Below are 12,150 nucleotides of genomic sequence, written 5' to 3' on the forward strand. Positions count from 1 at the left end.
CGTTCGTAAATGAAGCGCTTACGCCTGCATTGATTGGGCAAAACGCTCAAATAGATAGAAGCTATCCTGCGGGCCGGGCGATGCCTCTGGATGCTGTTGAACCGAGAAGATCGGGCGATCCTTAACCTTCAGACCACAATTCGTACCGTCAAACAGGGAGACATGCGTCTCCTCAACATTCGCGGGGAATGTGGCGCCATCAACAGCAAAGCCGTGGTTCATCGAGGTAATCTCAACCTTGCCGGTGCCGATTTCCTTAACAGGATGGTTCACGCCGTGGTGGCCGTGGTTCATCTTGACCGTGCTAGCCCCCAGAGCGAGCGCAAGCATCTGATGCCCAAGGCAAATACCGAAGATTGGCATCTCGGATTTTTCCATCAGGTCACGGATCATTGGCACGGCATATTCGCCGGTTGCTTCTGGATCACCGGGGCCATTGGACAGGAAGACCCCATCGGGTTGGTGCGCCATGATGTCATCATATGTGGAGTTCGCTGGCAGCACGGTCACATTACAACCGGCAGATACCAGACTGCGCAGGATGTTGCGCTTTGCACCGTAATCAATGGCGACAACCTTCGGCCCGTCCTCCTGTGCAGCAGGGAAGCCTGTGCCCCACTCCCAGCGGCCATCCTGCCAGCGATAGGTCTGGGCGGTGGTTACGTCCTTGGCCAAATCGGCACCGGTCAGGCCGGTGAAATCGCGGGCGGCGGTGCGCAGTGCCTCAAGGTCGAAGTTGCCATCGGCCCGATATTCCAGCGCAACATGGGGCATGCCCTGCTGGCGAATGGTGCGGGTAAGGCGACGTGTATCAATGCCGCCAATGCCAATTCGACCGGTGCTGGCCATCCACGCGGGCAGAGTGCCAGTGGAGCGCCAGTTCGACGGCTCCGTCGGGTCCCATTTGACCACGATCCCCTTGGCGTGAGGCTCAGCTGCCTCCTCATCCTCGGGCGTGACGCCGGTATTTCCGATATGGGGAAAGGTGAACGTGACGATCTGATCGGCATAGGAGGGATCGGTCATCACCTCCTGATATCCGGTCATTGCCGTGTTGAAACACAGCTCGGCGACGGTGCGCCCCTCAGCGCCGAAACCTCGCCCATAGAACACCGTTCCATCTGCGAGAACGAGACATGCGGTTGGTTTGGCTGCGGGCGCGTGCGCGGACATGGGACCGGACCTTTCATATATGAAATCTGGCGGAAGCTACGGCGCTGAGCGCGCGCGGTCAAGGGACCATATTGAGTTATATTGTCGTTTACTTCCAGTGCGTTAGCGGCGTGGGTAAAGGTTGAAACCATATTGCCGCACCTTTATAGTCCCCCGGAGTCCGCAGATGGTGGGCCTGAACAGGTGGGACCGTAATGCTCAGAGAGCATCTCAATACCGAAATTAAGGCCGCGATGAAGGCGAAGCAGAGCTTGCGTTTAACCACGCTACGTCTGGTCAACGCCGCAATCAAGGACAAGGATATCGCCGCGCGCGCCGGTGATAATGCTGACGGGGTTTCGGATGACGAGATCCTGGCGATCTTGGCCAAGATGGTTAAGCAGCGCAATGACAGTGTAACCGCATATGAGGAGGCGGGTCGCCTCGAACTTGCGGAACAGGAACGTTCCGAGATCGAGGTGATCGAGGAATTCCTACCGCGCAAGCTGAACGATGAAGAAATCACCGCCGCGATTGACGTTGCTATGGCAAAGGTCGGCGCCTCGTCGATCCGCGATATGGGTAAGGTTATGGGCGAGCTAAAGGCCGCACATGCAGGCCAGATGGATTTCGGCAAGATTGGCGGAATGATCAAGCAGCGGCTGGGTTAACCCACCCGCCGCGCCATCAGAGCCAATGCGACACCTCCGACCGCCAATAGGGCAAAGGAGGTGTCCAGGCCAAAGGCCTCACCGCTCAGCCCCATCAATACGGGGCCGAGCAAGATGCCGCCATAGCCGGTCATAGATACCGCTGCTACGGCCTCACCTGATCCCGACTCGGCCAATTGCCCCGCGCGTGAAAAGCAGATCGGCGCCATCAACGCCAATCCCGCGCCTAGCAGGCCCATGCCGATCAATGCGGGCGTCGCGTTCCCTGATAATCCTGCGAGCAATGTTCCCGCGATGACGAATCCGGCGGAGATCTGAACCGTGCGCCCCGCGCCAATACGCTCGATAATCGGATCACCGATCAGCCGAATCGCCATTACGCTGCTCGACAGAACCAACAGCGCCAGTGCGCCTTGCTCGATCGTTCCGCCCAAGGTCTCACGTATATAAACGCCGCCCCATTCCATGCCCGCGCCCTCAGTCATGAAGGCGATGGCGGTGATGATCGCGATGGGAATTTGCGGGCCACGGGGCAGGGCGATTAGCGCGGATTGTTTACCCGACCCACCAGATTGACGGCCGGGGGAGATGATAAGCCAGCCCGAAATGCCGATGGCCAGAAGGCCCAGCACGGCCCCAGCGGTAAAATGCACCTGCACTGGTAATCGGGCCGCGCCCAGAAAGGCGATTGCCGCGCTAGACGCCATGCCTACCGACCAGCAGCCATGCAGCAACGCCATGCGCGACCGCTTTGCACGGCGCTCCACCTCGGTCGCGTAGGCATTCATGGTCAGGTCCATCGATCCGCCCGCAGCGCCAAAAACGAATAGCAGCGCGGCCAATGCGCCTGCGCTCGGCATGATTGAGAGGATCGGCAGGCTGACCGCCATGGCAACGGCGAAAAACAGCGAAACTCGCCCCGCGCCCCAGCGATCAGCGGCGCGTGCGCTTAGCCCGAATGTGGTCACAGCTCCGGCTGCCGCAGCTAATAGTACCAGCCCCAGTTGTGCCTCGCTCAATGCGAGGGCCAGTTTGATGTCGGGAACGCGAACGATCCAGATGCCAAATAGCGCGCCATTCGCGGCAAACAGGATCAGCGCGGCTCGCAAGCCGGTGGGTTCATTTTGCACGTGCCAGTGCCCTTCGTAAATCATGGGCGAGCGTCACGCGCTCCTCCGGTGTTAGAAATGCACCCAACTCGATCTCACGCCCTGCACCCTTTAGCGTGAGGTAATTCCCGATCTTTGCGTTGTCGTGCAGCGTGACGCTAACCCAATAGGGATTTGCCTGCCAGTTGTGGATTGTACCATCAGGATCGTATCGCCGGACCGTGATCAGGTCGGGCCAGATGCTTAGTTCCTCATGCAATCGACGTGCGCGCTGATTACGATGGATCATAAAGCGGAACAGCAAGAACGCCCCGATGACAAAGGGCAGCATCCCCCAGAACGCTGCTGTGCCGACAAAGGCGAAAGCCGGTATCGCCAGGCCAATGCCGATCATCCATGACATAAACTCCAACCCCTTGGGCGTTAGGGATTGATGGGGCCATAGGGTCATGGACAGTAGGGGATCGTCAGGCCGCTGGACCATGGCCGTTTCCTGTAATTGGGTATCTGCAACGAAAAAGGCCGGGGAGCTATCCCCGGCCTTTCGATTTTATCCGGCGGGGCCTTAGTGGTGGCCGCGTCCTTCCATCAAGCTCTCATCCCACTGATCGCGCGTTGGCAGGATCTCGAAGGTGTGCTCGGGTGGAGGGTTGGACAATGTCCACTCCAGCGTTGGGTCAGTGCCTTCGCCCCAGTATTTAGGCTCCGTCACGCGGCGGCCATACATCAGGGCATGGGCCATAACGCCGAGGAACAGCAGGAACGACGCGAAGGAGATGAACGCACCCATCGACGATACGAAGTTCCACAGCGCGAATTGCTCAGGATAATCGATATAGCGACGCGGCATACCCTGACGACCCAGGAAGTGCTGTGGGAAGAAGGTGATGTTTGCACCGACAAACATCATCCAGAAGTGCACGTTGGCCCAACGCTCGCTATATTCACGGCCCGACATCTTGGTGAACCAGTAGTAGATACCGGCAAAGATACCGAACACCGCACCCAGCGACATCACGTAGTGGAAGTGTGCAACCACGTAGTAAGTGTCGTGATAGGCGCGATCAACCGCAGCCTGCGACAGAACCACACCGGTTACACCACCAGCGGTGAACAGGAAGATAAAGCCGAACGCCCAGAGCATTGGTGTGCGGAACTCAACCGAGCCACCCCACATCGTCGCGATCCACGAGAAGATCTTAACGCCTGTCGGAACCGCGATAACCATGGTGGCCATCATGAAGTAGGCCTGCTGCGAGGTGGACATGCCGACCGTGTACATGTGGTGCGCCCACACAACAAAGCCGAGCGCGCCAATCGCGATCATCGCCCAAACCATCGGCAGGTAGCCAAAGATCGGCTTCTTGGAGAAGGTCGCAACAACGTGAGAGATGATGCCAAAGGCAGGCACGATCACGATGTACACTTCAGGGTGACCAAAGAACCACAGCAGGTGCTGATACAGGATCGGATCGCCGCCATATTCCGCTTGGAAGAAGGCAGTGCCGAAGTTCCGGTCGGTCAGCAGCATGGTGATTGCTCCAGCCAGAACCGGCAGCGCCAGCAGGATCAGAACACCGGTGATCAGGATCGACCATGCGAACAGGGGCACCTTGAACAAGGTCATGCCCGGGGCACGCATGTTCAGGAAGGTTGTAATGATGTTGATCGCACCCAGAATGGACGAAGCACCCGACACGTGAACCGCAAAAATTGCGAGATCGGTCGAATAGCCACCCTCGGACGTGGATAGCGGCGCGTACAGCACCCAGCCAATGCCGGAGCCGTTCTGACCGTTACCACCTGGCGACACAACGGATGCCAGTGCAAGTGCGCCACCGATAACGAACATCCAGTAGGACAGGTTGTTCAATCGTGGGAACGCCATATCCGGCGCGCCGATCATCAGCGGCATGAAGTAGTTGCCGAACCCGCCGAACAGTGCAGGGATAACAACGAAGAACATCATCAGGATGCCGTGGCCCGTGATCATCACGTTCCAGAGGTGTCCGTTGGGTGAGGAGCAATCCTCAGCGCCCATACCGGAGAAGAAGCGCGCGCCCTCAACCAGTGGATCGCACATGAACTGTACGCCCGGCTGCATCAGCTCCATGCGCATGTAAACCGTGAAGGCAACAGAGATAAGCCCCAGCAGACCAGCGGTCAGCAGGTAGAGTATCCCGATATCCTTGTGATTGGTGGACATGAACCAGCGGGTGAAAAAGCCCCGCTCGTCATGCTCGCCGGCCGCATGCGTAGATGCATCTGCCATTGTCGTCTCCTGTCGTCATATTCGGCGGGAGAACCGACTCGGCACTCTCCCGACATTTAGCTGCTGATTTGGTGCTATAGAAAGCTTGCGCTGTGCTCAACCATTTCCAGCCTAGCACACCTGCGACCCATCGCCCTGTTATTAGGTACTTTCGGGGGGATGACCATCGCGTTTTAGGCCGGATGCGATCCACCTTCTACGATCCACAGCGGCTGATCGGGTTGCTGTTTCATCTGCTTCAGAATTGTCGTGGTGTGGTGTGGGGTATTTCAAGTATCTGAAATTGATCGTAAAAAATTGATGTCCCTGTTGCTCGACCCCCACCTCACAGCTTGGTGAACACAGTGGGGCGAAACAAATTCGCACCTGCTCCAGTTACTCCACCACGACCGAGAGAACAGGATGTCTGTCGGAGCATAGTTAGAAAATTTGGAGATTCAAAATGAAGCTTACTTTTATCGCACTCGCCGCTGCTGCAACCATTTCCGCAACCGGTTCCTTCGCTCAGGGCCACGCTGCTGCACCTATGGGTCATGGCGCGACCATGCTGGAGCAGTTGGTGTCCAATGAGTTGCGGGCCCTGAACATCGACGCCGATGTGTCAATGCTGACACGTGGCGAGTTGGCTGCCGTTAAGGGTCACGCTGAATCCGGTGACAGCACCGCAGAGATCCGTCGCAACATCGAGCAGATCATCCACTGATTAGGCGGGCCGGTGAAAATGATTTCAAAAAAATATGAAACCAATTTGGACCTCGGCCCGTTAATACACCAGAAGCGATGATCGAATATAGATTGTAACTTCTAAAATTAATTATTGGAGATTAGTTATGAAAAATACTATTATTGCACTGACTACCGCCGCTACGCTTGCTTCTACTGCTGCTTTTGCTGATGCGCACTCCGAAATGACTATGGGCGAAGGCCTGACAATGTTTGAAACATTGGTTTCGAACGAGCTGTCAGCACTGGGTGTTGAGGTAGACGTGTCCACACTGACCATGGGCCAGCTGGCGCAGATCAAGGACGTCGTTGAAAGCGATGAATCCACTAGCGAGCAGACTCGCAATATTGAAGCGATCATCAACTGATCCACAGGCTAGATATTATCTAGCTCCGAATTGGCGCGGTCCCTATGGGCCGCGCCTTTTCGTTTAGGCATCGCCAAAGACGTCGCCAAAGGTACGTTGCAGGACGGTATCCACATCCTCCATCGTGACAGGATGGCCCAGATCGACCAGCGACGTGACGCCATGTTCACTGATGCCGCACGGAACGATGCCGTCAAAATGAGACAGGTCCGGCTCCACATTGATGGAAATACCGTGAAAGCTGACCCATTTGCGCACGCGCAGGCCAATCGCCGCGACTTTATCCTCACGCAGACCACCGGTAATCAGGGCAGGGCGGTCGGGGCGCTGTACCCAAACACCAACACGACCGTCCCGAATTTCGCCCCGCACATTGAATTCAGCCAAGGTCTCAATCACCCAGCGTTCCAGTTGCGCAACAAAGGCGCGAATGTCGCGCCCCCGTTTGCCGAGGTCCAGCATGACATAGGCCACACGCTGCCCCGGTCCGTGATAGGTGTATTGCCCACCGCGCTGCGCCGTATAGACCGGAAAACGGTCTGGGCTTAGCAGGTCATTCGCATTTGCGCTGGTGCCGGCGGTATATAGCGGTGGGTGCTCAACCAGCCAAACCTGCTCTGGCAATGTACCGGCGTGGATGCCGGCCACCTGTCGGTCCATATGCGCGACCGCATCCGGATAGTTGACCAGCCCGTCTGCCCACTTCCATTCCACCATGACCATCTCCCCGAATTTGCGCACCATATATAGAGTGCGCAGCGCGACGGCCAGAACCCCGCATTTGATCCTTTTTTCAATATGACGTTTTTTCCGCTTCACTTCCCCCAAACGGTTCGCTATTCACCCGACACCAAGCTGGGATATGCGGTCGTGGCGGAATTGGTAGACGCGCAGCGTTGAGGTCGCTGTGGGGTAACACCCGTGGAAGTTCGAGTCTTCTCGACCGCACCATATCCAGCTTGGTCATTCTTCCTTAGATGTGTTTCAGGTTTCGCCTCGGCAAAACTGCGCGGTTTCGCCGCTTGGCACTAGGTTTCCGCACGTCTATCAGCTAGCTATAGAAAAACAGGCGAAACTAGGCGGATAAATGCTCGAAATCACGACGACTGAGGCCCTTGCGACGTTTTGCGCCGAGGCAGCAAAACACCCCTATGTTACCGTTGATACCGAGTTTCTGCGTGAACGAACCTATTACGCACAGCTTTGCTTGGTTCAGATCGCGTATCCCGGCACCGGCCCGGAAACAGCAGCGATTGTTGATGTGCTGGTCGATGGCCTTGATCTGACGCCGATGTTCGAGCTGATGCAGGATCAATCCGTGGTGAAGGTGTTTCACGCCGCACGGCAGGATCTTGAGATTTTCTGGCAAAAATCCGGCGCTTTGCCCGTTCCGCTATTCGATACGCAGGTTGCAGCCATGGTTTGCGGCTTTGGTGAGCAGGTGGGCTATGAAACGCTCGTCCGGTCGATCTGCAAGGCGGGCTTGGACAAATCCTCGCGCTTTACCGATTGGTCGCGTCGGCCGTTGAGCGGTAAGCAAAAAACCTATGCCGTGGGGGATGTCACCTATCTGCGCGATATCTACGAGCATCTAGCCGAAAAAATCGCCAAATCCGGTCGCGAGCGTTGGGTGACGGAGGAACTGGGCGTTCTGACCAACCCTGACACCTATCGCGCCGACCCCAAGGACGCATGGAAGCGCCTGAAAACTCGGTCTTCCGCACCGCGTTTCCTTGCCGTTGCCCGTGGCCTTGCCGAATGGCGCGAGGCCGAGGCGCAGGATCGTGACATTCCGCGCAGTCGCCTGATGAAGGATGACGCCCTGCTTGAGGTTGCATCGAATCGCCCGACCAATGTCGAGGATCTGGGCAAATCCCGCCTGTTGCTGCGTGAGGCGCGTAAGGGACGCACCGCCGATGCGATTCTTGAGGTTGTGCGCGTTGCGATGGCCATCCCCGATGCGGATCTGCCACGCGCGGATGAGCGCGCCAACAGCAACGCACAGGCCAGCCCCGCGTTGATGGACCTGCTCAAGGTGCTGCTAAAGGCGCAGTCCGAACGCACAGGTGTTGCGCAAAAGCTGATCGCGACCATGCCGGAGCTGGAGGCATATGTCCTGAAGCAGCCAGAAGGCAACCGTATCCGCACCGGTTGGCGGCATGAGATTTTTGGATCGCAAGCGGCCGACCTGATCGAGGGCCGCATCGCCCTAGGCGTGCGGGGCAAGACCATCGACATCGTCGAGATCGAGCAACCCTAACGCACCCAAAGGGCAGGGGCGCTATTGCGCCTCTACCTCTACCGGCGCCTGCACACGCTGCGGAACGGTGATACGCTGGCTGCCATTCAGGGCATTGACCTCAATCACCATCACACCGTCCAGTTCCGCATCCGGGATGAACTCAGCCGCCAAACCGGCCTGCGGCATCAGGCGGCCCAAACCCTGCGCCGGAATTTCGGTGATCGCGCTTTCCAGATCATAGGACAGCACGTCATCCGTGCGCTCACCCTCACTGAAATGCATCCGCTCGATCACGCCGCGTTCATCGCGGGCATGGGCGGTGACGATCCAGCCGCCGGGCGAACGCCCGATATCAAGCCGGTCAATTTGTGCAACGCGCATATCCGGCTCAACAACAACTTCCGGTTCGGCCTCTACTTCTTCACGATTACAGGCGGCCAAAGTTAGTGTTGCCATAATGGCAAGTCCACTCATCGTGATTAGGCGGCGTTCGAACATGAAATTCTCCCTCTAACGCTTATGCGTATTTTCTGGGCGGACATTATGCTGCGACTTGCTGTAGGTCTAGCATCAGTACGCGATGACCTGCGGCAAATGGAATATAGCTGGCCCATGGGTCTAGACGCCTCGACCCTCAGGGCGTACATCGCACGACAACCTGTGCACGTACCCTATGGTGCCCTGAAACGTCGCGCCCCTGAATGGGGGCCTGAAACGGAGCAATTACATGGCTGTCGCCGCCTTTGAAGAGATCGTTGAAACCTTTGAGTTTCTGGACGATTGGGAGGATCGCTACGCCCATGTCATCGACTTGGGCCGCGCAATGCCACCGCTTGACGAAAATCTGCGCACCCCCGCGACCAAGGTGGACGGCTGCGCATCGCAGGTCTGGCTGGTTCCGCAGGTCAAGGGTGACGTGATTACCTTTGACGGGGAAAGCGACGCGATGATCGTGCGCGGCCTGATCGCCATTTTGCGCACGCTATATTCGGGGCGTACTGCGACTGAAATTCTTGCCATTGATGCCCCTGCGGAATTTGCCCGCCTTGGCCTTGATTCCCATCTTAGCGCACAGCGCTCCAACGGCCTGCGCGCGATGATTGAACGTGTGCGCCTGTTCGCCGCCTCTGCCGCCTGATCCTCCGAAAGGACTACGACATGACCGATCGTCTTTCCCGCCTACTCTCCGAACGCGACTGGCTGCTTGCAGATGGTGCGACGGGGACGAACCTGTTCAATATGGGCCTGATGTCCGGTGACGCGCCAGAGATGTGGAACGTCGAGGAAACAGCCAAGATCCGCGCGCTATATGATGGCGCTGTGAATTCCGGCTCAGACATCTTTCTGACCAATTCGTTCGGCGGTAATGCATCGCGGCTGAAGCTGCACAATGCGCAAAACCGCGTGGCAGAGCTGAACAAAGCCTCCGCCGAAATCGCACGTGAGGCTGCCGATGCCTCGGGCCGTGATATCGTCGTTGCAGGGTCCATGGGCCCAACCGGTGAGCTGTTGGTTCCGGTCGGTCCGCTGACCCATGCCGCTGCCGTTGAGATGTTCGAGGAAGCAGGCGCAGCGCTCCTGGCCGGTGGCGCGGATGTTTTGTGGGTTGAAACGATCAGCTCCGAGGAGGAAATGCTCGCCGCGGCCGAGGCATGCGCAAACCTGAACGCGCCATGGTGCGGCACGATGAGCTTTGACACCGCTGGCCGCACAATGATGGGCGTGACCTCGACCGGTCTGTCCACCTTTATGAACGGCTTGCCCCACGCGCCGCTGGCCTTTGGTGCGAATTGCGGTGTTGGCGCGTCTGACCTTCTGCGCACGATGACAGGCATGGTCGATGCGGCGGGTGGGTCGAACCTGATCGCTAAGGGCAATGCGGGCATCCCGAAATATGTCGAGGGTCACATCCACTATGACGGCACGCCGGAACTGATGGGCCAATATGCCTGCCTCGCGCGTGATCTGGGTGCGAAAATCATTGGCGGTTGCTGTGGTACAATGCCCGAGCATTTGGTGGCGATGCGCCGCGCGCTGGAGGAAACCCCCGTTGGCCCCAAGCCGAGCCTTGAGCTGATTGCCGAAACGCTGGGCGGGTTCTCTTCCGCCAGCGATGGCACCGGCGAAGCAGCGGAGGCCGCGCCCAAGCGAGAACGCCGCCGCCGTCGCAGCTAATACTGCTGACAGCCGTCTATGGCGCAAGTGTTCGGCATAACCGGATTTATGCTTGCGCCATGGGCGAATGTCGCCCGATGATTGAACATTGTCGTGATTGGGCCGCTTCCCTATGGAAACGCGGTCTTATATGCGATGTACAGCAAGCGATTTACGCACAATAGGATGGACGACCCATGGCCGACGACGAACAGGACATCATCCTCTCCGAACTTGATGACGAGGAGCTGACGCTCCAGATGCATGACGATCTCTATGACGGTCTCAAGGATGAGATCATGGAGGCCGTGCACATCCTACTCGGACGGGGGTGGACCCCATATGACATTCTGACCAAAGCCTTGGTTGAAGGCATGCGCATCGTCGGCATCGACTTCCGCGACGGTATCCTGTTCGTGCCAGAGGTTCTGCTGGCCGCCAATGCGATGAAGTCCGGCATGGGTATCCTGAAGCCACTGCTGATCGAAACCGGCGCGCCACGTCTGGGTCGCATGGTGATCGGCACGGTAAAGGGTGACATCCATGATATCGGCAAAAACCTCGTCTCCATGATGATGGAGGGCGCAGGCTTTGAGGTTACCGACCTGGGCATTAACAACGCTGTCGAGAGCTATATCGAAGCGATCGAGCGTGAGGAGCCCGACATCCTCGGCATGTCCGCATTGCTTACAACAACAATGCCTTACATGAAGGTGGTCATCGACACCCTGGTCGAAAAGGGCATGCGCGACGATTATATCGTGCTGGTCGGCGGCGCCCCGTTGAACGAGGAATTCGGGAAGGCAATCGGCGCCGACGCCTATTGCCGCGATGCTGCCGTTGCTGTGGAAACCGCCAAGGAATTGATGGCGCGCAAGCACAACCAGCAGGGCACCGTTTAAGCAGCTTCACTGTCGGGGTTTGGGGGACCACATAATCACCCAAATCCCGACGGATACCGCCGCGATACCCAGTGCAGTCAGTGCCCTGAGCAGAGCGGCGCGCCTGACATGCTCGATACGGGTAAAGGCCTGCGCCGGATGATCCGCATTATAGTGAATGGTGTATGTGTCTAGCGTTCGTAGATACGTGACAACACTGGGACTGACCGGAAACACGTTGCTGTAGCTGAGCCCGTCAATGGTCCATTCCAGCTCCATCTCGGCCTCGATATCAGTATCCGTTCTGCTGACAAAGCTGCCCCGCGTGATGCGCGTATGCTGGGTGCGATAGCTGCCAACACGCAGGATGTGTGCGCGATGCTCCAGCAAAGGCTGCGCGGTTGTCGCCAGTTTTTGTTGCGCGGTGTACAGTGTGATGACGGCCACGAGCATAACGAGGGCAGGTATTATCCAGTGCCACGGCAGGCGCACGGTTTTCTCATATCTATCGTAATAATCCATCGTGCGAAGTAGTTCAGCGAAAAACACGTTGGTCAAGCTTGCGCGCGATCCAATGC

At 57.7% G+C, this 12,150-nt stretch carries 14 protein-coding genes and 1 tRNA gene; 8 read left to right on the top strand and 7 right to left on the bottom strand.

Features of this window, described 5'->3' with window-relative positions; translation table 11 throughout:
* Positions 1–18 precede the first annotated feature (18 nt).
* Positions 19–1,173: a glutamine-hydrolyzing carbamoyl-phosphate synthase small subunit gene (gene carA, locus CR254_RS06810; protein ID WP_097929100.1), complete on the bottom strand. Its 1,155-nt coding sequence runs from the start codon at positions 1,171–1,173 to the stop codon at positions 19–21.
* Between the two features lie 194 nt (positions 1,174–1,367).
* Here carA and CR254_RS06815 point away from each other — a divergent pair, with 194 nt between their 5' ends.
* Positions 1,368–1,823, top strand: coding sequence for a GatB/YqeY domain-containing protein (locus CR254_RS06815; protein ID WP_097929101.1), 456 nt, complete (start codon positions 1,368–1,370; stop codon positions 1,821–1,823).
* On the opposite strand, the gene CR254_RS06820 is transcribed toward CR254_RS06815, so the two are convergent.
* From CR254_RS06820 to ctaD, 3 genes are all read right to left on the bottom strand, one after another.
* Positions 1,820–2,953, bottom strand: coding sequence for an MFS transporter (locus CR254_RS06820; RefSeq protein WP_180955914.1), 1,134 nt, complete (start codon positions 2,951–2,953; stop codon positions 1,820–1,822). The genes CR254_RS06815 and CR254_RS06820 overlap by 4 nt on opposite strands.
* Positions 2,943–3,416, bottom strand: coding sequence for a DUF2244 domain-containing protein (locus CR254_RS06825; protein ID WP_097929103.1), 474 nt, complete (start codon positions 3,414–3,416; stop codon positions 2,943–2,945). Before CR254_RS06825 ends, CR254_RS06820 begins: the two co-directional genes overlap by 11 nt.
* Before the next feature lie 81 nt (positions 3,417–3,497).
* Positions 3,498–5,204 carry a cytochrome c oxidase subunit I gene (ctaD, locus tag CR254_RS06830; protein ID WP_097929104.1) on the bottom strand — a complete coding sequence of 569 codons (1,707 nt, stop codon included), beginning with the start codon at positions 5,202–5,204 and terminating at the stop codon, positions 3,498–3,500.
* A gap of 442 nt (positions 5,205–5,646) precedes the next feature.
* Between ctaD and CR254_RS06835 the strand changes: the two genes are divergently transcribed.
* Entirely contained in the window at positions 5,647–5,907 is a 261-nt protein-coding gene (locus tag CR254_RS06835) for a hypothetical protein (RefSeq protein WP_097929105.1), read from the top strand.
* A gap of 127 nt (positions 5,908–6,034) precedes the next feature.
* A complete protein-coding gene (locus tag CR254_RS06840) occupies positions 6,035–6,295 on the top strand; it encodes a hypothetical protein (RefSeq protein ID WP_097929106.1) in 261 nt (86 codons plus the stop codon).
* 63 nt (positions 6,296–6,358) lie between these two features.
* On the opposite strand, the gene lipB is transcribed toward CR254_RS06840, so the two are convergent.
* Positions 6,359–7,012 carry a lipoyl(octanoyl) transferase LipB gene (gene lipB, locus CR254_RS06845; protein WP_097929520.1) on the bottom strand — a complete coding sequence of 218 codons (654 nt, stop codon included), beginning with the start codon at positions 7,010–7,012 and terminating at the stop codon, positions 6,359–6,361.
* 147 nt (positions 7,013–7,159) lie between these two features.
* On the opposite strand from lipB, the gene CR254_RS06850 reads away from it, so the two are divergent.
* Both CR254_RS06850 and rnd read left to right on the top strand, forming a co-directional pair.
* Positions 7,160–7,246: transfer RNA gene (locus CR254_RS06850), tRNA-Leu, on the top strand.
* A 136-nt stretch (positions 7,247–7,382) separates the two neighbouring features.
* Entirely contained in the window at positions 7,383–8,555 is a 1,173-nt protein-coding gene (gene rnd / locus CR254_RS06855) for a ribonuclease D (RefSeq protein WP_097929107.1), read from the top strand.
* 21 nt (positions 8,556–8,576) lie between these two features.
* On the opposite strand, the gene CR254_RS06860 is transcribed toward rnd, so the two are convergent.
* Entirely contained in the window at positions 8,577–9,035 is a 459-nt protein-coding gene (locus CR254_RS06860; protein WP_097929108.1) for a hypothetical protein, read from the bottom strand.
* A 229-nt stretch (positions 9,036–9,264) separates the two neighbouring features.
* On the opposite strand from CR254_RS06860, the gene CR254_RS06865 reads away from it, so the two are divergent.
* The 3 genes from CR254_RS06865 to CR254_RS06875 all read left to right on the top strand — a co-directional run bounded on the left by CR254_RS06865 (position 9,265) and on the right by CR254_RS06875 (position 11,593).
* The gene (locus tag CR254_RS06865; RefSeq protein WP_097929109.1) at positions 9,265–9,675 is read left to right on the top strand and encodes a SufE family protein; all 411 of its coding nucleotides are present in this window, start codon (positions 9,265–9,267) and stop codon (positions 9,673–9,675) included.
* Between the two features lie 20 nt (positions 9,676–9,695).
* On the top strand, positions 9,696–10,712 hold the full coding sequence (gene bmt, locus CR254_RS06870; protein WP_097929110.1) for a betaine--homocysteine S-methyltransferase: 1,017 nt from the start codon (positions 9,696–9,698) through the stop codon (positions 10,710–10,712).
* Between the two features lie 176 nt (positions 10,713–10,888).
* Entirely contained in the window at positions 10,889–11,593 is a 705-nt protein-coding gene (locus CR254_RS06875) for a cobalamin B12-binding domain-containing protein (protein WP_097929111.1), read from the top strand.
* Between the two features lie 6 nt (positions 11,594–11,599).
* On the opposite strand, the gene CR254_RS06880 is transcribed toward CR254_RS06875, so the two are convergent.
* Entirely contained in the window at positions 11,600–12,130 is a 531-nt protein-coding gene (locus tag CR254_RS06880) for a hypothetical protein (protein ID WP_097929112.1), read from the bottom strand.
* Between the last annotated feature and the right edge of the window lie 20 nt (positions 12,131–12,150).

This window comes from Pontivivens marinum, assembly GCF_900231835.1.
Classification (GTDB): domain Bacteria; phylum Pseudomonadota; class Alphaproteobacteria; order Rhodobacterales; family Rhodobacteraceae; genus Pontivivens; species Pontivivens marinum.